Source organism: Cronobacter sp. HA18003 (assembly GCF_011605905.1).
GTDB lineage: Bacteria > Pseudomonadota > Gammaproteobacteria > Enterobacterales > Enterobacteriaceae > Cronobacter > Cronobacter sakazakii.
This window is the reverse complement of the sequence record NZ_JAANQO010000021.1, coordinates 248,507-271,590: the sequence shown is the minus strand read 5'-3', so window position 1 is coordinate 271,590 and position 23,084 is coordinate 248,507. Positions and strand designations below refer to the sequence as shown.

The window sequence follows — 23,084 nt, the reverse complement described above, 5'->3', positions numbered from 1 at the left end:
CATGTCTGTAATTAAGATGACCGATCTGGATCTGGCAGGTAAACGCGTTCTGATCCGCGCCGATCTCAACGTTCCGGTAAAAGAGGGTAAAGTTACCTCTGACGCGCGTATCCGCGCCTCCCTGCCGACCATCGAACTGGCTCTGAAACAGGGCGCTAAAGTGATGGTGACGTCCCACCTGGGCCGCCCGACCGAAGGCGAATACAACGAAGAATTCTCTCTGCTGCCGGTAGTTAACTACCTGAAAGACAAACTGAACTCCCCGGTTCGCCTGGCGAAAGACTACCTCGACGGCGTTGAAGTGGCCGAAGGCGAGCTGGTCGTTTTAGAAAACGTTCGCTTTAACAAAGGCGAGAAGAAAGACGACGAAACACTGGCGAAAAAGTATGCGTCCCTGTGCGACGTGTTCGTAATGGATGCCTTTGGTACCGCGCACCGCGCGCAGGCTTCCACTCACGGTGTTGCGAAATTCGCTGACGTCGCGTGCGCAGGCCCGCTGCTGGCAGAAGAACTGGACGCGCTGGGTAAAGCGTTGAAAGAGCCGGCTCGCCCGATGGTTGCTATCGTGGGTGGTTCTAAAGTTTCTACCAAACTGACCGTACTGGACTCCCTGTCTAAAATTGCTGACCAGCTGATCGTGGGCGGCGGTATCGCCAACACCTTCGTTGCAGCCCAGGGCCACAACGTCGGTAAATCTCTGTATGAAGCGGATCTGGTTGACGAAGCGAAACGCCTGCTGGGCACCTGCGACATTCCGGTTCCGACTGACGTTCGCGTAGCGACCGAGTTCTCTGAAACCGCGCCGGCTACCCTGAAATCTGTTACTGAAATCAAAGATGAAGAGCAGATCCTGGATATGGGCGACGTTTCCGCTGAGAAACTGGCTGAAATCCTGAAAAACGCCAAAACCATTCTGTGGAACGGCCCGGTGGGCGTGTTCGAGTTCCCGAACTTCCGTAAAGGCACCGAAATTGTGGCTCGCGCTATCGCTGAAAGCGACGCGTTCTCCATCGCCGGCGGCGGCGACACCCTGGCGGCTATCGACATGTTCGGCATCGCCGACAAAATCTCCTACATCTCCACTGGCGGCGGCGCATTCCTCGAATTCGTGGAAGGCAAAGTCCTGCCGGCAGTTGCGATGCTCGAAGAGCGCGCGAAGAAATAATCTAAGCAGGCGGGGCATCCCGCCTGTTTTTCAGCGCGCCTGACAGCTCGCTTACCCTTTTCAACGGTCGAAGATACACATACAGGACAACGCAATATGTCTAAAATTTTTGATTTCGTAAAACCGGGCGTCATCACTGGCGACGACGTACAGAAAGTATTCCAGGTAGCTAAAGAGAACAACTTTGCGCTGCCGGCAGTTAACTGCGTGGGTACCGATTCCATTAACGCCGTTCTGGAAACCGCTGCGAAAGTTAAAGCGCCGGTTATCGTTCAGTTCTCTAACGGCGGTGCCGCGTTTATCGCAGGCAAAGGCTTCAAAGGCGAAGGCCAGCAGGCAGCGATTCTGGGCGCTATCTCCGGTGCGCATCACGTTCACCAGATGGCTGAACACTACGGCGTGCCGGTTATCCTGCACACCGACCACTGCGCGAAGAAACTGCTGCCGTGGATCGACGGCCTGCTGGACGCGGGTGAAAAACACTTTGCCGCTACCGGCAAACCGCTGTTCTCTTCTCACATGATCGACCTTTCTGAAGAGTCTCTGGAAGAGAACATCGAAATCTGCTCCAAATACCTGGAGCGCATGTCCAAAATGGGCATGACCCTGGAAATCGAACTGGGCTGCACCGGCGGTGAAGAAGATGGCGTGGACAACAGCCATATGGACGCTTCCGCACTCTACACCCAGCCGGAAGACGTTGACTACGCGTACACCAAACTGAACGCGATCAGCCACCGTTTCACCATCGCGGCGTCCTTCGGTAACGTACACGGCGTTTACAAACCGGGTAACGTAAAACTGACCCCGACCATCCTGCGCGACTCTCAGGAATATGTTTCTAAGAAACACAACCTGCCGCACAACAGCCTGAACTTCGTGTTCCACGGCGGTTCCGGTTCTTCCGCTCAGGAAATCAAAGATTCCGTCAGCTACGGCGTAATCAAAATGAACATCGATACCGACACCCAGTGGGCAACCTGGGAAGGTATTCTGAAGTACTACAAAGAAAACGAAGCTTACCTGCAGGGTCAGCTGGGCAACCCGAAAGGCGAAGACCAGCCGAACAAGAAATACTACGATCCGCGCGTATGGCTGCGCGCCGCGCAGACCAGCATGGTGACTCGTCTGGAGCAGGCGTTCAAAGAACTGAACGCGGTAGACGTACTGTAATCTTTTCTACAGCGTCATCTGAAAAAGCCCACCTCTGGTGGGCTTTTCTTTTTGGGAAGAGCAACATACCGAAATCTGATTCGCGGGTGGTCGACTGGCAGAGCGCCGGGGTTTTGTTTACCCTTTAACGACTGGCGCTGCCGCAATCCGGGCAGTTTATCAATCACCCGACCAGGGGAAAGGATGTCGAATGGATGATTTACACGTAATAGACAGCATTAATAACGCCGGCGGCTGGCTGGTGCGCAACCAGGCGCTGCTTATCAGCTACGCCGTGAATATCGTGGCGGCTATCGCCATTATTATTGTCGGGATGATTGTGGCGCGCGCCATTTCCAATACGCTTAACCGCGTTATGGTTGCCCGTCATATCGACGCCACCGTGGCGGATTTCCTCTCAGCCCTGGTGCGCTACGGGATCATCGCCTTTACGCTGATTGCCGCGCTGGGCCGAGTGGGTGTGCAGACGGCGTCCGTCATCGCCGTACTCGGTGCCGCCGGTCTGGCCGTGGGTCTGGCTTTACAAGGCTCACTCTCAAACCTCGCGGCAGGCGTTCTGCTGGTCACGTTCCGTCCGTTCCGTGCGGGTGAATATGTCGATCTTGGCGGCGTCGCGGGCTCCGTGCTGCATGTGCAGATCTTCTCCACTACGCTTCGCACGCCGGATGGGCGTATCGTCGTGGTGCCGAACGGAAAAATCATTGCAGGCAACATTATTAACTTCTCCCGCGAGCCGGTACGCCGTAATGAATTTATCATTGGTGTGTCTTACGACGCGGATATCGATAAAGTGCGCGCGCTGCTGACTGAGATTATTCAGTCCGAAGACCGCATTCTGAAAGATCGTGAAATGACGGTGCGCATGAACGAACTGGGCGCGTCGTCTGTGAACTTTGTCATTCGCGTGTGGAGTAAAAGCAGCGATCTGCAGGAGGTTTACTGGGACGTGCTGGAGCGCATCAAGAAAACGCTGGATGCCAACGGTATCGGCATTCCTTACCCGCAGATGGATGTGCATTACAAGCCGGTAAAAATCGAGGCTGAAGAGAAAACTCAGCCGCAAGCGCCGCAGTCAGCGATTATTACACAGCCTGACGCGCCGAAAGAAAAACCGGCCGACGGCCAGTAAGCTCAGGACGGTCTGCCACACGCAGGCCGTTTTTTTTGCTTTTCTTTATTAGATTTGCTTATTAGTGATTAAAATTATTCGTTTCTGCTAATGAAAAGCAGCCCGTACACTGAGCGCCTGTCATAGCCACTCTTCAGGAACGCAACGTGTTAAGTTTTTATTTTCAGGGGTTTGCCTTGGGGGCAGCGATGATTTTGCCGCTCGGCCCGCAAAACGCTTTTGTGCTCAATCAGGGTATCCGCCGCCAGTATCATCTGATGATCGCCTCGCTCTGTGCGCTGAGCGATGTCGTCCTGATCTGCGCCGGAATTTTTGGCGGCAGCGCCATCCTGATGCAGTCGCCCTGGCTGCTGGCGCTGGTGACATGGGGCGGCGTGGCGTTTTTGCTATGGTACGGTTTCGGGGCGCTGAAAACTGCGCTGGCGGGCAACCCGGAACTGGCATCGGCAGACGTTCTCAAACAGGGCAGGCTGCGTATTATCACCACGATGCTCGCGGTGACCTGGCTTAATCCGCACGTTTATCTTGATACCTTTGTGGTGCTCGGCAGCCTTGGCGGGCAGCTTGACGCCATACCGAAACGCGCCTTTGCGCTCGGCACCATCAGCGCGTCTGTCGTCTGGTTCTTCAGCCTTGCGCTGCTTGCCGCCTGGCTTGCGCCGCGGCTTCGTACCGCACGCGCGCAACGGATGATTAATCTGTTAGTTGGTCTGGTGATGTGGGTTATCGCCTTCCAGCTGGCGCGCGAAGGGATAGAAAATCTGTCTGCGCTCGGCCTCTAAGCCTTCTCTGATGGACATTCGGCACTGAACCGCTAAGCTTGCAGGCAGATGCCCGACACTCTCTGGCGGGCAGTTTTACTTGCACGCAGCATGGAGGAAGAACAGTGAAGTTTAAAGTGATGGCCCTTGCGGCAATGATTGGTTTCGGCGCGGCGTCTGTGCAGGCGAATGAACTGCCCAACGGCCCGCATATCGTCACCTCCGGCACGGCGAGCGTGGATGCGATACCGGATATCGCGACGCTGGCTATTGAGGTCAATGTTTCCGCGAAAGACGCGGCGGCGGCAAAAAAACAGGCGGACGAGCGAGTAGGGCAGTACCTGACTTTCCTGCAAAATAACGGCGTTGAGAAAAAAGACGTTAACGCCGCTAACCTGCGTACCCAGCCGGAATATGAGTACCTCAAGGATGGTAAAACCCAGCTGAAAGGCTATCGTGCGGTACGTACCGTCGACGTGACGTTGCGCAAGCTCGATAAACTGAACGAGCTGCTGGATGGCGCGCTGAAAGCGGGCCTGAATGAAATCCGCTCCGTCTCTTTAGGCGTGGCGCACCCGGATGAATATAAAGATAAAGCCCGCAAAGCGGCTATCGATGACGCGGTGCGTCAGGCGCAGCAGCTGGCGAGCGGCTTTAACAGTAAACTTGGCCCGGTTTACAGCGTGCGTTATCACGTCTCTAACTACCAGCCGACGCCTGTGATGCGCATGATGAAAGCCGAAGCGGCAGCGCCGGCTTCTGCGCAGGACACCTACGATCAGCAGACTATCCAGTTTGACGATCAGGTGGATGTGGTGTTTGAACTTGAGCCTTCTCAGGCGCAGAGCGGTACGGCGAATCAGAATGGTTCGGGAAGCCAGGGCACTGCGCCTGCGGCGACCAACGCGCCATCACAGCAGTAAACGAAAAACCCGCCATCCGGCGGGTTTTTTAATCCTGACGCAACACTTTGTGGCCGTATTCCAGCAGCGCATCGGTAACCTTGCGCATCATTCTGCTTTCCGGCGCAAATCGGTGCCAGAAGAGCATCCGGCGCTGGTACAGCCCAGGCGTAAGGTCGATAAGCTCACCGCTTTGCAGCTCTTTTTCAATTTGCAGGTGCGGGATCATACAGCACGTAGTGCCCTGACGGGCCAGCTGTACGAAGGCTTCTGACGAGTTAACGATGTGGCAGGGCACGCTGCCTGGCGGCAGATCGAAATTCTGCTGTAAAAACGCCTGATGCATATCATCCAGATGGTCGAACGCGACGGCGGGCGCTTTCAGAAGCGACGCGCGCGTCACGCCGTTTGGAAAGTAGCGATCGGCAAAAGGTTTCGAGGCGACAAAGAGATAGTCCAGCGCGCCCAGTTGATCGACGAGACAGCTCGGTAACGCCTGCGGCTGAATACTTACCGCGCCGACCACTTCACCGCGGCGCAGCCGCTCCTGGGTGCGGGTTTCATCTTCCACCTGCAAATTAAGACGCACTGGCGAATCCGCCAGCACGGGGGCCAGCGCGGGCAAAAGCCAGGTCGCGAGACTGTCGGCGTTGACCGCGAGCGACAGCAGCAGCGGCGTTGAACCGGTCTGTTCATCGCCCAGCCACTCTTCTTCCAGCAGCTCAACCTGGCGCAGCAGAGCCAGCAGCTTTTGCCCTTGCTCGGTCGGGCGCGGTGGCACGGTGCGCACCAGCAGCGGCTGGCCGAAGGTGTTTTCCAGCTGTTTAATACGTTGTGACACGGCGGACTGCGTAATACACAGCTTTTGTGCGGCGCGCTCAAACCCGCGCTCTCTGATTACCGCATCCAGCGCCTGTAGTGTTCGGTAGTCCGGGCGTTTCATCTCTCTGGTGTGCTCCCTGTCTCGTTATGTTCCGCACTATGACATAAATTTGCACCGGATACAGACCCAAACGCAAACATCGGAGCTGTGCCGCAGAATGACTCCCCCATTGCCCGGCGGGTTGTTTTATAATGCGCCACAGTTTTTACACCACAGGCAAAACTCTCATGACGCAGGATGAACTTAAAAAAGCCGTCGGCTGGGCCGCACTGAAGTATGTCGAGCCGGGCACGATTGTCGGCGTAGGCACCGGTTCCACCGCCGCGCATTTTATCGACGCGCTGGGCACCATGAAAAACGAGATTGAAGGCGCGGTTTCCAGCTCTGACGCCTCCACCGCAAAGCTCAAAAGCTTAGGCATTACTGTTTTCGATCTTAACGAGGTGGATTCTCTGGGCATCTATGTCGATGGCGCAGATGAAATCAACGGCCAGATGCAGATGATCAAAGGTGGCGGCGCGGCGCTGACGCGCGAGAAAATCATCGCGTCGGTGGCGCAAAAGTTCATCTGTATCGCGGATGCGTCCAAACAGGTGGATGTGCTTGGCACTTTCCCGCTGCCGGTGGAAGTGATCCCGATGGCTCGCAGCGCGGTCGCGCGTCAGCTGGTGAAGCTCGGCGGACGCCCGGAGTATCGCCAGGGCGTGGTGACGGATAACGGCAACGTGATTCTGGACGTGTACGGTTTAACCATTCTCGACCCGATCGCGCTGGAAAATGCCATTAACGGCATTCCGGGCGTCGTTACCGTTGGTCTGTTTGCGAATCGCGGCGCGGACGTGGCGCTCATCGGCACCGCCGATGGCGTGAAAACCATCGTAAAATGATATGACCGGGGCGCTCCGGCGCCCCTGCGGTTAAAAAAATTCCCCTGCGTTAAATTTGGTGACATCTCTCACATTTTTGTTTCCATCCTGTTAATCCTTCCGTCATATTTCTGCCCTGCAACATTTTCTTCTGCCTTTTATCTCTGCGTGATGTTTCTTCAACGTCGCGACGCAAACGTTCATATTGCCGGGAACGCAAATTTTGATATGTTGGCAGAAGGCTGGCTTATTTCAGCTTCATAACAGTTCAGACAAGACAGGGTCGGGAAATGGCAAAAGTATCGCTGGAGAAAGACAAAATTAAATTCTTGCTGGTGGAAGGGGTTCACCAGAAAGCCATCGATAGCCTGCGTGCCGCAGGTTATACCAATATCGAATACCACAAGGGCGCGCTCGACAGCGAACAGCTGAAAGCGTCCATCCGCGATGCGCACTTTATCGGCCTGCGATCCCGTACTCATCTGACTGAAGAGATTTTTGCCGCGGCGGAAAAACTGGTGGCGGTCGGCTGCTTCTGCATCGGCACCAATCAGGTGGATCTGGACGCGGCGGCGAAGCGCGGCATTCCGGTCTTTAACGCGCCGTTCTCCAACACCCGCTCGGTGGCCGAGCTGGTCATTGGCGAGCTGTTGCTGCTGCTGCGCGGTATTCCGGAGGCGAACGCCAAAGCGCATCGCGGCATCTGGAATAAGCTCGCGACGGGCTCGTTTGAAGCGCGTGGAAAAAAACTCGGCATTATTGGCTACGGCCATATCGGCACCCAGCTCGGTATCCTTGCGGAATCGCTGGGGATGAACGTGTTTTTCTACGATATCGAAAGCAAGCTGCCGCTCGGTAACGCCACGCAGGTGCAGCACCTCTCCGATCTGCTCAATATGAGCGACGTGGTGAGCCTGCACGTGCCGGAAAACGCGTCCACCAAAAATATGATTGGTGCCGAAGAGCTGGCGCTGATGAAACCCGGCGCGCTGCTGATTAACGCCGCGCGTGGTACGGTGGTCGATATCCCGGCGCTGTGCGAGGCGCTCTCCAGCAAACATCTGGCCGGTGCCGCGATTGACGTTTTCCCGGTTGAGCCTGCGACCAACAGCGATCCGTTTAACTCGCCGCTGTGCGAATTCGACAACGTGATCCTGACGCCGCACATCGGTGGTTCCACCCAGGAAGCGCAGGAAAACATCGGTCTGGAAGTGGCGGGCAAACTCGCGAAATACTCCGACAACGGCTCTACGCTCTCAGCGGTGAATTTCCCGGAAGTTTCTCTGCCGCTGCACGGCGGAAGCGTCAGCCGTCTGCTGCATATTCATGAAAACCGTCCGGGCGTGCTGACCGCCATCAACCAGATCTTCGCCGAGCAGGGCATTAACATCGCGGCGCAGTATCTGCAAACCACGCCGCAGATGGGTTATGTGGTGATTGATATTGATGCGCCGGAAGACATCGCGTACAACGCGCTGCAAAGCATGAAGGCGATTCAGGGCACGATCCGCGCGCGTCTGCTGTACTAATGTTGATGTTATAAAGCCGGGCATTTTACCCGGCCTGCTGAACGAGATGTTGAGCCGGGTGAGCGTAAGCGACCCGGCTTTTTATTTCACCAGCGCCAGATTTTCGTCGGCGTCACTACCACTGGCAGTGGAATGTCCCACTCCTGTACAGGCAGGCTTTCTACCTGCTGGCAGTCGTGCGCGTAGCCGACCGGCAAGAATCTGTGCGCGCGCCAGTTTTGCAGCGTGCGGTCGTAAAAACCGCCGCCCATGCCGAGGCGCTGCCCAGTGCGGTCAAACGCCACCAGCGGCGTGATAAGCACGTCGAGACGGTCTAACGGCAGCACATGGCGCACATCAAGCGCAGGCTCAAGAATTTTCAGACGATTTGTGGCGAGCAGGCTGTCCGGCAGGTAACGCAAAAACAGCAAATTGCCGGGGCTGAAAGGGTGAAGTACAGGCAGGTATACCTGTTTTCCGGCGCGCCACAGGCCTTCGATCAGTGGGCGGGTATCGAGTTCGCCATCAAATGAGAGAAACACCGCCACGCTTTTGGCTTCCACCACCGGCGCGAAGCCCAGCATACGGGCAGCGGCCTGTTCAGCGAAATGTGCCTGCTGGTGAGCCGTCAACGCGCGACGCTTCTGGCGGATCTCTTTACGGATGTGCTGACGAAGGTCTGAAGTAACGGGAAGTTCTGTCATGGTAGTAAAAGAAGGGGAATCTCCGAGATGCCGCCGCAGGCTGTAACCCTTGAACCCGCGGTTCAAGGTGAATGCGTCGTCACGGTTTTCAGGCTTCTCGGACGAACCGAGCATGCTCACCAACCGTGGAGCGTCACATTCTGTTTTTTTGAAATATCGGCTCAGGGGACTGGCCCGCTTGCGAACATCTCAGAGAAATTTTTTGCTTCACGGTCACTCTACCATAGTAGACCCAGAAGCGTTATTCAAACTTAGGCTCCGCTCTTTCGCTTATGCGACCTTGCTCAAGTAATGCTTGTTCAATGGTCTGCTGGAGCATCCGGATACGCTGTTCCATGTTGGCCGCGTAGTCACGGGTTTTCACTTTTTCCTGAGCGAGTTCATAACAGATGTTTAATGCTGCGATGAAAACTAACTGCTCAGTATTGGTGACTCTAGTGCGAACTTTCAGATCTTGCAACCGTTGATTCAGCTCGTCCGCAGCCTGATTCAGTGCATCTCGCTGTTCAGGCGGGCAATTCACCCGCAGTGAACGCCCAAAAATTTGGATATCGACTGGTTGTGCAGACATTCCACTTTCCTGCTGTTGACTCGCCAACCATTCGCGCCGGGGCTGCGAAGGGGCGACACTATAGCTACCCTGATATGAAGACACAAGCCCTTTTCTGGTATCACCAGGGCACGAAGTGGTAGCATAACACGAACTCATCCTCCCAACGACGACGAATGCGCATGTCTATACAGAACGAAATGCCTGGTTACGACGAGGTCGGCCAGTTGCTTAATCAGCAAGGCGTGGGCCTGACCCCCGCAGAAATGCACGGCCTTATCAGCGGAATCCTGTGCGGCGGCAATCATGACAGCAGCTGGCAACCGCTACTGCACGACCTGACCAACGAGGGGCTGGCGTTCGGCCAGCAGCTCGCTCAGGCGCTGCGTCAGCTGCACGCCGCCACCAGCGATACGCTGGAGGATGACGGTTTTCTGTTCCAGCTCTGGCTGCCGGACGGCGACGATGTCTCGGTCTTTGATCGCGCCGACGCGCTGGCAGGCTGGGTAAACCATTTCCTGTTGGGCCTCGGCGTCACCCAACCGAAGCTCGACAAAATCACTGGCGAAACCGGCGAAGCCATCGACGATCTGCGCAACATCGCTCAGCTCGGCTATGACGAAGGCGAGGATCAGGAAGAGCTGGAGATGTCGCTTGAGGAGATCATCGAGTATGTGCGCGTCGCGGCGCTGCTCTGCCACGACACCTTTACGCGCCAGTCACCGACCGCGCCGGAAGTGAAAAAGCCCACGCTTCACTAACATTCGTTTACTCAGGAGGTGCAATGACACAGCAAGAGTTTCTGCGACGCCGTCAGGCGTTGCTGGCGAAAATGGCTCCGGCCAGCGCGGCGCTGATTTTCGCCGCGCCGGAAGCGACACGCAGCGCCGACAGCGAATACCCGTACCGTCAGAACAGCGATTTCTGGTACTTCACCGGCTTCAACGAGCCTGAAGCGGTGCTGGTGTTGATCAAAAGCGATGAAACGCACAGCCACAGCGTGATTTTCAACCGCCTGCGCGATAAAACCGCGGAAATCTGGTTCGGCCGTCGTCTCGGCCAGGAGGCTGCACCGGCGAAGCTTGGCGTCGACCGCGCGCTGGCGTTTAACGAAATCGACGAGCAGCTGTATCAACTGCTGAACGGGCTGGATGTGGTCTACCACGCGCAGGGCGAATATGCCTACGCCGACGCCATCGTGTTCGCCGCGCTGGATAAACTGCGCCGCGGCGCGCGTCAGAATCTCTCCGCGCCCGCCACCCTCACCGACTGGCGGCCCTGGGTACACGAAATGCGCCTGTTTAAATCACCGGAAGAGCTGGTCGTTATGCGCCGCGCCGGTGAAATCAGCGCGCTGGCCCACACCCGCGCGATGCAGAAGTGCCGTCCGGGCATGTATGAATACCAGCTCGAAGGCGAAATTCTGCATGAGTTCACTCGCCACGGCGCGCGCTTTCCGTCTTACAACACCATTGTGGGCGGCGGCGAAAACGGCTGCATCCTGCATTACACCGAAAACGAAAGCCAGCTACGCGACGGTGACTTAGTGCTTATCGACGCGGGCTGTGAATACAAAGGCTACGCGGGCGATATCACTCGTACCTTCCCGGTGAACGGCAAATTCACACCCGCTCAGCGCGCGGTTTATGACATCGTGCTGGAATCGCTCGAAACCGCCCTGCGTCTTTTCCGTCCAGGCACCTCGATTCAGGATGTGACCGGCGATGTGGTGCGCGTGATGGTGAAAGGGCTTATCGGGCTTGGCATTCTGAAAGGCGACGTGGAACAGCTGGTCGCCGAAAACGCCCACCGTCCATACTTTATGCACGGGCTCAGCCACTGGTTGGGGCTGGATGTGCATGATGTCGGCTTCTATGGCCCGGATCGTTCGCGCATCCTGGCACCAGGCATGGTCATTACCGTTGAGCCGGGGCTTTATATCGCACCGGACGCCGACGTGCCTGAAGAGTACCGCGGCATTGGCATCCGTATCGAAGACGATATCGTCATTACCGAAACCGGCAATGAGAACCTGACCGCCAGCGTGGTGAAATCGGCGGACGATATCGAAGCGCTGATGGCGGCGGCGCGTCGCTCATGAGCGTGATTATCGCCGGCGGCGGCATGGCTGGCGCGACACTGGCGCTGGCGCTCTCTCGTTTTACCCATGGCGCGTTGGAGGTGCATCTGGTGGAAGCCAGCGCGCCGGAATCCGCCGCGCATCCGGGCTTTGACGCCCGCGCCATCGCGCTTGCCGACGGCACCTGTCGTGAGCTGGCGCGCGTTGGCGTCTGGCAGGCGCTCGCGCCCTGCGCCACGCCTATCACCACCGTTCACGTCAGCGATCGCGGCCATGCCGGTTTTGTGACGCTGAACGCGCGCGATTACCAGACGCAGGCGCTGGGGAACGTGGTGGAGCTGCACGACGCCGGGCAGCGGCTCTTCAGCCTGCTGCGTAAAGCGCCGGGCGTTCATCTGCATTGTCCGGCGCGCGTGACGGCTATTACACGCCGTGACGAGACAGTCAGCGTACAGCTTGATAACGGCGAGACGCTGGAAGGGCAATTGCTGGTCGCGGCAGATGGTTCGCGCTCGTCCATTGGCGCGCAGTGCGGCATCAAGTGGCGTCAGCAGCCTTATCATCAGGCGGCAATCATCGCGAATGTTGCGACGGCGCTGCCGCATCAGGGCCGCGCGTTCGAGCGTTTTACCGAGCACGGCCCGCTGGCGCTGTTGCCGATGTCGGGCGGTCGCAGTTCGCTCGTCTGGTGCCATCCTCTCGATAAACAGGCCGAGGTGCTCGGCTGGAGCGATGAGCGCTTCTGCCGCGAATTGCAGACCGCCTTTGGCTGGCGGCTGGGGCGCATTACGCACGCGGGCGCGCGCAGCGGTTATCCGCTCGCGTTAAGTCTCGCCTCGCGGGTGATTTCGCACCGCACGGCGCTGGTCGGCAACGCCGCCCAGACGCTGCACCCGATCGCAGGACAGGGGTTTAACCTCGGGCTTCGCGATGTCATGACGCTCGCCGAGACGCTGGCACAGGCTTTCGTGCGCGGCGAAGATATCGGCGCGTATCCGGTGCTTGGCGCGTATCAACAGCGCCGCGAGCAGGATAAAGCCGCAACCATCGGCGTGACCGACGGACTGGTGCAGCTTTTCGCCAACCGCTGGTCGCCGCTGGTCGTTGGGCGCAACCTTGGCCTGATGGCAATGGATCTATTTACCCCGGCGCGTGACGCGCTGGCCAGACGCACCCTCGGTTGGGTGCCGCGCTAAGGAGTCGAATGTGCAAAGTGTAGATGTAGCGATTGTTGGCGGCGGCATGGTTGGGCTGGCGGTGGCCTGCGGGCTGGAAGGCAGCGGGCTGCGTGTCGCGGTGCTGGAGCAGCGCGCGCCGGAACCGCTGGAGGCGAGCGCGCCGCCAGCACTGCGGGTATCAGCGATTAACGCCGCCAGTGAAGCGTTGCTCAAAAAGCTTGATGTCTGGGATGCCATTCTTCGCCAGCGCGCTGCCGCCTATCACGGCATGGAAGTCTGGGAGAAAGACAGTTTCGGGCGCATCGCGTTTGATGACGCGTCGTTTGGCTTCAGCCATCTCGGGCACATTATTGAAAACCAGGCGATCCACTACGCGCTGTGGCAAAAAGCGCAGCAGTGTAAATCGGTGACGCTGATGGCACCCGCGACGCTGCAGCAGGTCGCGTGGGGAGAAAACGAAGCCTTCCTTACGCTTGAAGACGGCAACATGCTGACGGCGCGTCTGGTTATCGGCGCAGATGGCGCGAACTCCTGGCTGCGCACGAAAGCGGAAATTCCGCTGACGTCCTGGGATTATCAGCATCATGCGCTGGTCGCCACGATCCGCACCGATGAGCCGCATGGCGGCGTGGCGCGCCAGGTGTTCCACGGCGACGGTATTCTGGCGTTTTTGCCGCTAAGCGACCCGCATCTGTGTTCCATCGTCTGGTCGCTTTCGCCTCAGGAAGCCGACCGGATGCAGCAGGCACCGGTGTCGACATTTAATCAGGCGCTCTGCGTGGCGTTCGATAATCGTCTCGGCTTATGCTCACTTGAAAGCGAGCGTCAGGTCTTTCCGCTCACCGGGCGTTACGCGCGCCAGTTCGCCGCGCACCGTCTGGCGCTGGTCGGTGACGCGGCGCACACCATCCATCCGCTGGCCGGGCAGGGCGTTAACCTCGGCTTTATGGATGCCGCCGAACTGATAAGCGAACTGCGCCGTCTGCATCAGCAGGGTAAAGATATCGGTCAGCACCTTTATCTGCGCCGCTACGAGCGCAGCCGTAAACATGCCGCCGCGATGATGCTGGCGGGCATGCAGGGTTTCCGCGAACTTTTCTCTGGTGCTAACCCGGCGAAAAAGCTGCTGCGCGATCTGGGCTTAACGCTTGCCGATAAATTGCCGGGCGTTAAACCGCAGCTGATTCGTCAGGCGATGGGGCTTAATGACCTGCCGGAGTGGTTGCGTTAACTGCGTCACACTTCTCTTTCCGGCCCCCGGAAAGAGAAGTCTCTCCCCGTTTGAAATATTCTAATTTCACTCTCTTTTTCGGATTAGTTTTTTTAATCTCTGGATTTTTCTCTTTCCATTATTTTCCCTTCAAAACAGCGTTTTCTGCCCGGTTATTTTGAAAAGGCGGTAAAGCGTTAGCTTTTTGGCATCACCTGAAACCTTTCAGGCAGTGTTTCATGCTACAGGGTGAAAAAGGATTTTGCGCCATAAGCTAATCTGATGACACAGCCTGGCTTATGGTTTACGCCCTCGTTCGGTGATAAGTTCAGACGCAAGATAACGTTTGCGTCGCCGCCGGGATCGGCGTCGGCGCCGGGTTTCATTCAGCGCGTTACGCCGTTCGAAACCCACACCAACCCGGCTGACAGGATGAGGAAAAGATGGCTCAACAAACCCCGTTGTATGAACAGCACAACCTCTGCGGCGCGCGCATGGTGGATTTCCACGGCTGGATGATGCCGCTGCATTACGGCTCGCAGATTGATGAGCACCATGCGGTGCGTAACGACGCGGGGATGTTTGATGTCTCCCATATGACCATTGTCGACCTGCGCGGCGCGCGTACCCGCGAATTCCTCCGCTACCTGCTGGCAAACGATGTGGCAAAACTCACCCAGCCGGGCAAAGCGCTCTACACCGCCATGCTTAACGCCTCCGGCGGCGTGATTGACGACCTGATTGTCTACTTCATGACCGAAGACTATTTCCGCCTGGTCGTGAACTCCGCCACCCGTGAAAAAGACCTCGCCTGGATTAACGAGCACGCCGAGCCGTATGGCGTGTCCGTCACAGTGCGCGACGATCTCTCCCTTATCGCCGTCCAGGGGCCGAACGCGAAAGCGAAAGCCGCCACGCTCTTTACCGACGCGCAGCGTAAAGCCACAGAAGGCATGAAGCCGTTTTTCGGCGTGCAGGCGGATGACCTGTTTATCGCCACCACCGGCTACACCGGCGAGGCGGGCTATGAAATCGCGATGCCGAATGAAAAAGCGGCCGGCTTCTGGAGCCAGCTTGTGGAAGCGGGCGTCAAACCGTGCGGCCTTGGCGCGCGCGATACGCTACGCCTTGAGGCGGGCATGAATCTTTACGGCCAGGAGATGGACGAAGGCGTTTCGCCGCTCGCCGCCAATATGGGCTGGACGATCGCCTGGCAGCCGGAAGACCGCGCGTTTATTGGTCGCGACGCGCTGGAAGCCCAGCGTGAGTACGGCACGGAACAGCTGGTTGGTCTGGTGATGACAGAAAAAGGCGTGCTGCGCGGCGAGCTGCCGGTGCGTTTTACCGATGATCAGGGCAACGCCCGCGAAGGCATCATTACCAGCGGCACCTTCTCGCCAACGCTTGGCTACAGCATTGCGCTGGCTCGCGTTCCTGCGGGTATCGGCGATACTGCCATTGTGCAGATCCGCAACCGCGAAATGCCCGTGAAAGTCACTAAACCCATTTTCGTGCGCGCCGGTAAGCCGGTCACGCAGTAAGTTTTGTTATCAGGAGAGAAGCAATGAGCAATGTGCCAAACGAACTGAAATACAGCAAAGAACACGAATGGCTGCGTAAAGAAGCTGACGGCACTTACACCGTCGGGATCACCGAGCACGCGCAGGAACTGCTGGGCGACATGGTATTTGTCGATCTGCCGGACGTCGGCACGACCGTTAACGCGGGCGATGACTGCGCCGTCGCGGAATCCGTAAAAGCCGCCTCCGACATCTACGCGCCGGTCAGCGGCGAGATCGTGGCCGTCAACGACGCGCTGAGCGATTCGCCGGAGCTGGTTAACAGCGAGCCTTACGGCCAGGGCTGGATCTTCAAAATCAAAGCCAGCGACGAGGCCGAAGTGGCTGCGCTGCTGGATGCCAGCGCGTATGAAGCGCTGTTAGAAGACGAGTAATTCACGGGACCTCGCCCCTGCGTAACGTCAGGGGCAGGCGCGGGCGCGCTTCGCCTGCGCCGCTCCCGACGGGAGCACAACTGACCATCGCATTTATTTGCCTCACTGCACGTTTCAGGAAATATCGCCCATGACCCAGACCCTGAGCCACCTGGAAAATCGCGACGCTTTTATCGAGCGCCATATCGGACCGGGTGTTGACCAGCAGCAGGAGATGCTGCGCACCGTTGGCGCGGACTCGCTGGATGCGCTGATTTCGCAAATCGTTCCTGCCGATATCCAGCTTGCGACGCCGCCTGATGTCGGCGACGCCGCCACCGAATTCGCCGCGCTGGCGGAGCTCAAAGCCATCGCCGGGCGCAACAAGCGCTTTAAAAACTATATCGGCATGGGCTACACCGCAGTCCACACGCCGCCGGTTATTCTGCGCAATATGCTGGAGAATCCGGGCTGGTACACGGCCTATACGCCGTATCAGCCGGAGGTGTCGCAGGGGCGTCTGGAAGCGCTTTTGAACTTCCAGCAGGTGACGCTGGATCTGACCGGGCTTGATATCGCCTCCGCCTCGCTGCTCGATGAAGCCACCGCGGCGGCGGAAGCCATGGCGATGGCCAAACGCGTCAGCAAACTGAAAAACGCCAACCGTTTCTTCGTGGCCGCGGATGTGCATCCGCAGACGCTGGATGTGGTTCGCACCCGCGCCGAAACGTTCGGCTTTGAAGTGATCGTTGATGACGCGCCAAAGGCGCTCGATCATCAGGATCTCTTCGGCGTGCTATTGCAACAGGTCGGCACCACCGGTGAAGTGCATGACTACCGCGAACTGATTAGCGAGCTGAAATCCCGCAAAGTGATTGTGAGCGTGGCGGCCGATTTTATGGCGCTGGTGCTCCTGACCGCGCCTGGCAAACAGGGCGCGGATATCGTTTTCGGCTCCGCCCAGCGTTTTGGCGTGCCGATGGGCTACGGCGGCCCACACGCCGCGTTCTTTGCCGCCAGCGATGAATTTAAACGCTCTATGCCGGGGCGCATTATCGGCGTGTCGAAAGACGCCGCCGGGCGCACCGCGCTGCGTATGGCGATGCAGACCCGCGAGCAGCACATTCGCCGCGAGAAAGCGAACTCCAACATCTGTACCTCTCAGGTGCTGCTGGCCAATATCGCAAGCCTCTACGCCGTGTTCCACGGCCCGGCAGGGCTGAAGCGCATCGCCAGCCGTATTCACCGTTTCGCCGATATTCTGGCGGCGGGCCTGCAACACAAGGGGCTGAAACTGCGTCACGCGACCTGGTTCGATACGCTGTGCGTCGAGGTGGCGGATAAAGCCACTGTTCTGGCGCGCGCCGAGGCCAGTGAAATCAACCTGCGCAGCGATATTCCGGGCGCAGTGGGCATCACCCTTGATGAAACCACAACCCGCGCCGATGTGCAGGCGCTGCTGCGCGTGGTCACGGGCGAGGACGCGACGTTTGATATCGACGCGCTGGATAAAGAGGTGGCGCATGACAGCCGCTCCATTCCGGCCGCAATGCTGCGCGATGACGCTATCCTGACGCATCCGGTCTTTAATCGCTATCACAGCGAAACCGAGATGATGCGCTATATGCACAGCCTCGAGCGTAAAGATCTGGCGCTGAACCAGGCAATGATCCCGCTTGGCTCCTGCACCATGAAACTCAACGCGGCGGCGGAAATGATCCCGATCACCTGGCCGGAATTCGCCGAGCTGCATCCGTTCTGTCCGGCGGATCAGGCGGAAGGGTATCTGCAGATGATTAGCCAGCTCTCCGACTGGCTGGTGAAGCTCACCGGTTATGACGCGCTCTGCATGCAGCCGAACTCCGGCGCGCAGGGGGAATACGCGGGCCTGCTGGCGATTCGCCATTATCACGAGAGCCGCAACGAAGGCCATCGCGATATCTGCCTTATCCCGAGCTCCGCCCACGGCACCAACCCGGCTTCTGCACAGATGGCGGGGATGCAGGTGGTAGTGGTCGCCTGTGATAAACAGGGCAACATCGATCTCGCCGATCTGCGCGCCAAAGCCGAAACGGCGGGCGATAAGCTCTCCTGTATTATGGTGACGTACCCGTCCACCCACGGCGTGTATGAAGAAACCATCCGCGAGGTGTGCGATATCGTGCATCAGTACGGCGGCCAGGTTTACCTCGACGGTGCCAACATGAACGCCCAGGTAGGCATCACTTCGCCGGGTTACATCGGGGCGGATGTGTCGCACCTTAACCTGCACAAAACGTTCTGCATTCCGCACGGCGGCGGCGGCCCGGGCATGGGCCCGATTGGCGTGAAAGCGCATCTGGCGCCGTTTGTACCGGGCCACAGCGTGGTACAGATTGAAGGCATGCTGACCTCGCAGGGCGCGGTTTCCGCCGCGCCTTTCGGCAGCGCGTCGATTCTGCCGATTAGCTGGATGTATATCCGCATGATGGGCTCGCAGGGGCTGAAAAAAGCGAGCCAGACGGCCATCCTCAACGCGAATTACATCGCAAGCCGCCTGAAAGACGCCTATCCGGTGCTCTACACCGGCCGTGATGGCCGCGTGGCGCACGAATGTATTCTGGATATTCGTCCGCTGAAAGAGGCGACCGGTATCAGCGAGCTGGATATCGCCAAGCGTCTTATCGACTACGGCTTCCACGCGCCGACCATGTCCTTCCCTGTCGCGGGTACGCTGATGGTTGAACCAACCGAATCGGAAAGCAAAGTTGAGCTGGACCGCTTTATCGACGCGATGCTGGCTATTCGTGGCGAAATTGACCGCGTGGCGCAGGGCGAATGGCCGCAGGACGACAACCCGCTGGTGAACGCGCCGCACGTGCAGCGCGAACTGGCGCAGGAGTGGGAACACGCCTATAGCCGCGAGCTGGCGGCTTTCCCGGCAGGTTTTGAGAATAAATACTGGCCGACCGTGAAGCGTCTCGATGACGTCTACGGCGACCGTAATCTGTTCTGCTCCTGCGTGCCGATGAGCGAGTATCAGTAACGTCAGGCTTTAAATACAAACCACAGAGGGCGCTCCGGCGCCCTTTTTTATTCTGTAGCGCCCGTTTTTATAGCCACACTACCTGATTGGTAGAGTGTTCCTGTGGCGCGCGGATGGGTAAGGTACTGCAAGCTTTCTGTATCCCATACCATGAAAAGGAGAGAAGTATGTCCGTTGCACTTATCACCGGCGCGAGCCGCGGCATTGGCAGAGCGACGGCGCTTCTGCTGGGTGCGCAGGGCTACACCGTGGCGGTCAATTATCTGCATAACGCCGCGGCAGCACAGGAGGTAGTTGAGCGCATCGTGGCGAGCGGTGGACGTGCGTTTGCCATTCAGGCCGACATCAGCGACGAGCCGCAGGTGATGGCCATGTTCAGAACACTCGATGAGCAGGACGAGCCGCTGGGTGCCCTGGTCAATAACGCGGGCGTGCTGTTTACCCAGTGCATGACGGAGAACCTGACGGCGGAGCGTATCAACAAAGTGCTGGCGACCAACGTAACGGGCTACTTTCTGTGCTGCCGTGAGGCCGTGAAGCGTATGGCGCATCATCACGGCGGGCAGGGCGGCGCGATTGTCAATGTGTCGTCCGCCGCCTCGCGGCTTGGCGCGCCCGGCGAATATGTCGATTACGCGGCATCAAAAGGGGCGGTGGATTCGCTGACCATTGGGTTGTCGCTGGAAGTGGCGGCGCAGGGTATCCGCGTCAACGGCGTGCGTCCGGGCCTTATTTATACCGATATTCATGCCAGCGGCGGCGAGCCGGGACGCGTTGACCGTGTGAAATCCGCCCTGCCAATGCAGCGTGGTGGACAGCCGGAAGAGGTGGCGGAAGCGATCGCCTGGTTGTTGAGTGATAAAGCCTCGTACGTGACGGGGAGTTTTCTCGATCTCGCTGGCGGGAAATAGGGGCGTTTAAGGCGGGTGCGCTGCGCTTACCCGCCCTACGTTCGGCCAAACGCTATTGTAGGGTGGGTAAGCGCAGCGCACCCACCGTATCGTCAAACCACGCCAGCAAATCCGGCCGGTTTTCAGCATCGTAGTGTAGGTAAGCGCAGCGCACCCACCGTATCGTCAAACCACGGCGGCAAATCTGGCCGGTTTTCAGCATCGTAGGGTGGGTAAGCGTAGCGCACCCACCGGGATAGCCGCGCCACGACTGCAAACCCGGCGCAACTCTCCGCGGTAACATTACATCAAAGCGTCTCGCCGTTGCTCGCAATCACCGCTTTATACCAGGCAAAACTCTTCTTGCGAGAGCGCGACATATCGCCCGTACCGTCGTCGTGCTTATTCACATAAATAAAGCCGTAGCGTTTGCTGTACTGCCCGGTGGTAAACGACACGCAGTCGATGCAGCCCCACGGCGTATAGCCCAGCAGCTCGACGCCATCATGCGTCACCGCTTTCATCATCTGCTCAATGTGGGCGCGCAGATAATCGATGCGGTAATCGTCATTAATGCTGCCATCCGCTTCCACGTTGTCATACGCGCCGAAGCCGTTCTCCACAATGAACAGCGGCTTCTGATAACGCTCGTAAAGCTCGCACAGCGCGTAACGCAGGCCCACAGGGTCAATCTGCCAGCCCCAGTCGGAGGCTTTCACATGCGGGTTCGGCACGCTGCCCTGGAAACCGCTCAGCGCATCGCCGCTGCCGCCGTCGGCTTTCACTGCGTTGGTCATGTAATAGCTGAAACCCAGGTAATCGCAGCAGCCTTCACGCAGGACTTGTTCGTCGCCTTCTTCCATTTTGATATTGAAACTACGGCGCTCCCACTCGTTCAGCACGTAAGAGGGGTAGTAACCGCGCAACTGAACGTCGGTAAATACATAACGCTCGCGCATCGATTCCTGCGCATACATTACGTCTTCTGGTTTGCAGGAGAACGGATAGAGCGGCACCATCGCCAGCATGCAGCCGATTTGCATCTCCGGGTTAATGCGATGGCCGATTTTCACCGCCATAGCGCTCGCCACGAACTGATGATGCAGCACCTGGTACATCGTCTCTTCCGGGTTGTCGTGCTCGGTGTAAACGACGCCGGAACAGCAGTAGCCAAACAGCGGCGCGCGCCAGTTGCGCTGGTTGTTGATCTCGTTAAAGGTCATCCAGTATTTGACCTTATTCTTGTAGCGCTCAAACACCACTTCGGCGAAGCGGACAAAGAAATCCACCACTTTGCGGTTGGTCCAGCCGCCATACTGCTTCACCAGATGCAGCGGCATTTCAAAGTGAGAAAGCGTAATCACCGGTTCGATATTGTATTTCAACAGCTCATCGAACATATCGTCGTAGAACTGAAGGCCCGCTTCGTTAGGCTGCGTCTCGTCGCCGTTGGGGAAAATGCGCGTCCAGGCGATCGATGTGCGGAAACACTTAAAACCCATTTCGGCGAAGAGTTTAATGTCTTCTTTGTAATGACCGTAAAAGTCGACGGCTTCATGGTTCGGATAATATTTGCCCGGCACCACCTCCTGCGTAATTTCACGCGGTACGCCATGCGCGCCGCCGGTCAGGACGTCACAGATACTTGGTCCTTTGCCGCCCTGATCCCAGCCGCCTTCTACCTGATGCGCCGCGACCGCGCCGCCCCATAAAAAGTCTTTCGGTAATTTAAGCTGTTTCATCGTGTCATCTCATTAACAGAAATAGTAAAAGGGAATAATAACGATAAAGTTATTGAGGCTGATTGCGAGTCTAACAAAGGAAAAAGAAATGTCACGCTATAACAAATAGCGCATGGCGTGACTTGTTACAAATGAAAAACAGGATGTTTTTTTATGCGAGTTTTTTCGCCAGCTTGCGACCGAGTGTTTCGAGAATATAAATAACGGGGATTTGCGTCGTAATATCATACACGCCCGCGATACGCGTTTGCGGAATATGCCAGGAGAGATTAAAGTCCGCGAGTTTCGCCAGCGATGAGTTCTCGTGGCTGGTAACAGAGAGCACTTTGCAGTGATGCAGGCTAAACTGGCTGGCAAAACGCAGGATCTCTTCTGTCTCGCCAGACACCGACAGCACAATCGCCAGCGCATTTTTCGCCATGTCACTGGTGACCGGAAAATAGGGGTCATCGATATGGTTACTGAATTTACCGACGTTTGAGAAAAATCGTGCACCATATTTAGCAAGCGCGCCGGAGGTTCCTGCGCCAACGAAAATAATACGCTCAGACTGTAAAATAATGTCGGTCGCCCGATCCAGCAGCGCGTCAAATTCATCATTATTTACACTACGGAAAAAACTAATTATTTCGCTGGCACCAAAATTGGCCTGCTGCGGTTCATTTTGTTCCAGATATAATTTAAAGCGTACGCGGAATTCAGAATATCCTTCACAATGCATTTTGCGACAAAAACGCAGTACGGTGGTGGTGGAGACGCCTGCCGCATCCGCCAGCTCACGAATGGTCATGTACATGACCTTATCACGGTTTTTGACCACAAAATTGTAAACCATCATCTCAAGATTATTGAGGCTGGCGACAGCGGAATGGGTAAACATCGTCACGGCGCAACATCCTTTGGTCAAAGCGTTCGGGCTCCGGCACGGGCACTCTCAGCCGCATCGGTTCGCTTATGCTGCCATAATTTACGCAGGCGCGCGTCACTCTTTGCGCCGCGAATAGCGCCTGCGCGCCATCAGACTTATCATAGGCCGTTACTTTTGAGAGAGAGACAATGAAAAACGACATCACGTTTTATACCCGTTTCCAGCAGGACATCCTGGCGGGCACGAAGACCATTACCATCCGTGACGAGAGCGAAGCGCACTTCATGCCAGGCCAGCGGCTGCGCACCGGCCGCTATGAAGATAATGGCTACTTCTGCACGCTGGAGGTCCTGAGAGTGACGCCTGTCACGTTAGCGCAGTTGAATGAGGAACACGCGCGGCAGGAGAACATGACGCTGGCTGAACTCAAAAAAGTTATCGCTGACATTTATCCGGGAATAAATGAGCTGTATGTGATTGCTTTTAAAAAGGTTGAAGGGTAACGCCCGGCGTTGCG

21 protein-coding genes and 1 other RNA gene are annotated in these 23,084 nt (G+C 57.4%); 16 read left to right on the top strand and 6 right to left on the bottom strand.

Annotation, left to right across the window (positions count from 1 at the left end; translation table 11 throughout):
* Position 1: 1 nt before the first annotated feature.
* The 5 genes from pgk to G6041_RS12430 all read left to right on the top strand — a co-directional run bounded on the left by pgk (position 2) and on the right by G6041_RS12430 (position 5,151).
* Positions 2 to 1,165: a phosphoglycerate kinase gene (gene pgk, locus G6041_RS12450; protein WP_004385648.1), complete on the top strand. Its 1,164-nt coding sequence runs from the start codon at positions 2 to 4 to the stop codon at positions 1,163 to 1,165.
* A 96-nt stretch (positions 1,166 to 1,261) separates the two neighbouring features.
* Complete coding sequence (fbaA, locus tag G6041_RS12445; RefSeq protein ID WP_004385649.1) at positions 1,262 to 2,338, top strand: class II fructose-bisphosphate aldolase; 1,077 nt, start codon at positions 1,262 to 1,264, stop codon at positions 2,336 to 2,338.
* Between the two features lie 190 nt (positions 2,339 to 2,528).
* On the top strand, positions 2,529 to 3,467 hold the full coding sequence (locus G6041_RS12440; protein WP_012123838.1) for a small-conductance mechanosensitive channel MscS: 939 nt from the start codon (positions 2,529 to 2,531) through the stop codon (positions 3,465 to 3,467).
* Positions 3,468 to 3,613: 146 nt separating this feature from the next.
* Positions 3,614 to 4,249 (top strand): arginine exporter ArgO, encoded by a 636-nt coding sequence (argO, locus tag G6041_RS12435; RefSeq protein ID WP_007870733.1) that lies wholly within the window; start codon positions 3,614 to 3,616, stop codon positions 4,247 to 4,249.
* A gap of 104 nt (positions 4,250 to 4,353) precedes the next feature.
* Positions 4,354 to 5,151 (top strand): oxidative stress defense protein, encoded by a 798-nt coding sequence (locus G6041_RS12430; protein ID WP_007870732.1) that lies wholly within the window; start codon positions 4,354 to 4,356, stop codon positions 5,149 to 5,151.
* A 28-nt stretch (positions 5,152 to 5,179) separates the two neighbouring features.
* Here G6041_RS12430 and argP read toward each other — a convergent pair whose 3' ends face one another.
* Complete coding sequence (gene argP, locus G6041_RS12425; RefSeq protein ID WP_004385653.1) at positions 5,180 to 6,073, bottom strand: DNA-binding transcriptional regulator ArgP; 894 nt, start codon at positions 6,071 to 6,073, stop codon at positions 5,180 to 5,182.
* Between the two features lie 167 nt (positions 6,074 to 6,240).
* Between argP and rpiA the strand changes: the two genes are divergently transcribed.
* Positions 6,241 to 6,900, top strand: a complete 660-nt coding sequence (gene rpiA / locus G6041_RS12420) for a ribose-5-phosphate isomerase RpiA (protein ID WP_007796106.1) — start codon at positions 6,241 to 6,243, stop codon at positions 6,898 to 6,900.
* A 269-nt stretch (positions 6,901 to 7,169) separates the two neighbouring features.
* The gene (serA, locus tag G6041_RS12415) at positions 7,170 to 8,408 is read left to right on the top strand and encodes a phosphoglycerate dehydrogenase (RefSeq protein ID WP_012123842.1); all 1,239 of its coding nucleotides are present in this window, start codon (positions 7,170 to 7,172) and stop codon (positions 8,406 to 8,408) included.
* An 86-nt stretch (positions 8,409 to 8,494) separates the two neighbouring features.
* Here serA and G6041_RS12410 read toward each other — a convergent pair whose 3' ends face one another.
* From G6041_RS12410 to zapA, 3 genes are all read right to left on the bottom strand, one after another.
* On the bottom strand, positions 8,495 to 9,091 hold the full coding sequence (locus tag G6041_RS12410) for a 5-formyltetrahydrofolate cyclo-ligase (protein ID WP_041460682.1): 597 nt from the start codon (positions 9,089 to 9,091) through the stop codon (positions 8,495 to 8,497).
* Between the two features lie 15 nt (positions 9,092 to 9,106).
* A non-coding RNA gene (gene ssrS / locus G6041_RS12405) (6S RNA) lies at positions 9,107 to 9,290 on the bottom strand.
* 42 nt (positions 9,291 to 9,332) lie between these two features.
* Positions 9,333 to 9,662 (bottom strand): cell division protein ZapA, encoded by a 330-nt coding sequence (zapA, locus tag G6041_RS12400; protein WP_004385658.1) that lies wholly within the window; start codon positions 9,660 to 9,662, stop codon positions 9,333 to 9,335.
* A 161-nt stretch (positions 9,663 to 9,823) separates the two neighbouring features.
* Here zapA and G6041_RS12395 point away from each other — a divergent pair, with 161 nt between their 5' ends.
* From G6041_RS12395 to G6041_RS12360, 8 genes are all read left to right on the top strand, one after another.
* Positions 9,824 to 10,402: a YecA/YgfB family protein gene (locus tag G6041_RS12395; RefSeq protein WP_004385660.1), complete on the top strand. Its 579-nt coding sequence runs from the start codon at positions 9,824 to 9,826 to the stop codon at positions 10,400 to 10,402.
* Positions 10,403 to 10,425: 23 nt separating this feature from the next.
* Positions 10,426 to 11,742, top strand: a complete 1,317-nt coding sequence (gene pepP / locus G6041_RS12390; RefSeq protein WP_012123843.1) for a Xaa-Pro aminopeptidase — start codon at positions 10,426 to 10,428, stop codon at positions 11,740 to 11,742.
* Positions 11,739 to 12,917, top strand: coding sequence for a 2-octaprenyl-6-methoxyphenyl hydroxylase (ubiH, locus tag G6041_RS12385; RefSeq protein WP_012123844.1), 1,179 nt, complete (start codon positions 11,739 to 11,741; stop codon positions 12,915 to 12,917). The genes pepP and ubiH overlap by 4 nt, the downstream gene beginning before the upstream one ends.
* 10 nt (positions 12,918 to 12,927) lie before the next feature.
* Positions 12,928 to 14,130: an FAD-dependent 2-octaprenylphenol hydroxylase gene (gene ubiI / locus G6041_RS12380; RefSeq protein ID WP_007892620.1), complete on the top strand. Its 1,203-nt coding sequence runs from the start codon at positions 12,928 to 12,930 to the stop codon at positions 14,128 to 14,130.
* Positions 14,131 to 14,552: 422 nt separating this feature from the next.
* Complete coding sequence (gcvT, locus tag G6041_RS12375; protein ID WP_166491667.1) at positions 14,553 to 15,650, top strand: glycine cleavage system aminomethyltransferase GcvT; 1,098 nt, start codon at positions 14,553 to 14,555, stop codon at positions 15,648 to 15,650.
* 23 nt (positions 15,651 to 15,673) lie between these two features.
* Entirely contained in the window at positions 15,674 to 16,063 is a 390-nt protein-coding gene (gene gcvH / locus G6041_RS12370) for a glycine cleavage system protein GcvH (protein WP_004385667.1), read from the top strand.
* Between the two features lie 130 nt (positions 16,064 to 16,193).
* The gene (gcvP, locus tag G6041_RS12365) at positions 16,194 to 19,067 is read left to right on the top strand and encodes an aminomethyl-transferring glycine dehydrogenase (RefSeq protein ID WP_012123849.1); all 2,874 of its coding nucleotides are present in this window, start codon (positions 16,194 to 16,196) and stop codon (positions 19,065 to 19,067) included.
* Positions 19,068 to 19,234: 167 nt separating this feature from the next.
* Positions 19,235 to 19,978: an SDR family oxidoreductase gene (locus tag G6041_RS12360; protein ID WP_041460380.1), complete on the top strand. Its 744-nt coding sequence runs from the start codon at positions 19,235 to 19,237 to the stop codon at positions 19,976 to 19,978.
* Between the two features lie 287 nt (positions 19,979 to 20,265).
* Here G6041_RS12360 and G6041_RS12355 read toward each other — a convergent pair whose 3' ends face one another.
* Both G6041_RS12355 and G6041_RS12350 read right to left on the bottom strand, forming a co-directional pair.
* Entirely contained in the window at positions 20,266 to 21,699 is a 1,434-nt protein-coding gene (locus G6041_RS12355; protein WP_012123851.1) for a 6-phospho-beta-glucosidase, read from the bottom strand.
* 151 nt (positions 21,700 to 21,850) lie between these two features.
* Positions 21,851 to 22,579: a MurR/RpiR family transcriptional regulator gene (locus G6041_RS12350; protein WP_004385670.1), complete on the bottom strand. Its 729-nt coding sequence runs from the start codon at positions 22,577 to 22,579 to the stop codon at positions 21,851 to 21,853.
* Between the two features lie 176 nt (positions 22,580 to 22,755).
* On the opposite strand from G6041_RS12350, the gene yqfB reads away from it, so the two are divergent.
* Positions 22,756 to 23,070, top strand: coding sequence for a N(4)-acetylcytidine aminohydrolase (gene yqfB / locus G6041_RS12345; protein ID WP_012123853.1), 315 nt, complete (start codon positions 22,756 to 22,758; stop codon positions 23,068 to 23,070).
* The last annotated feature ends 14 nt before the right edge of the window (positions 23,071 to 23,084 follow it).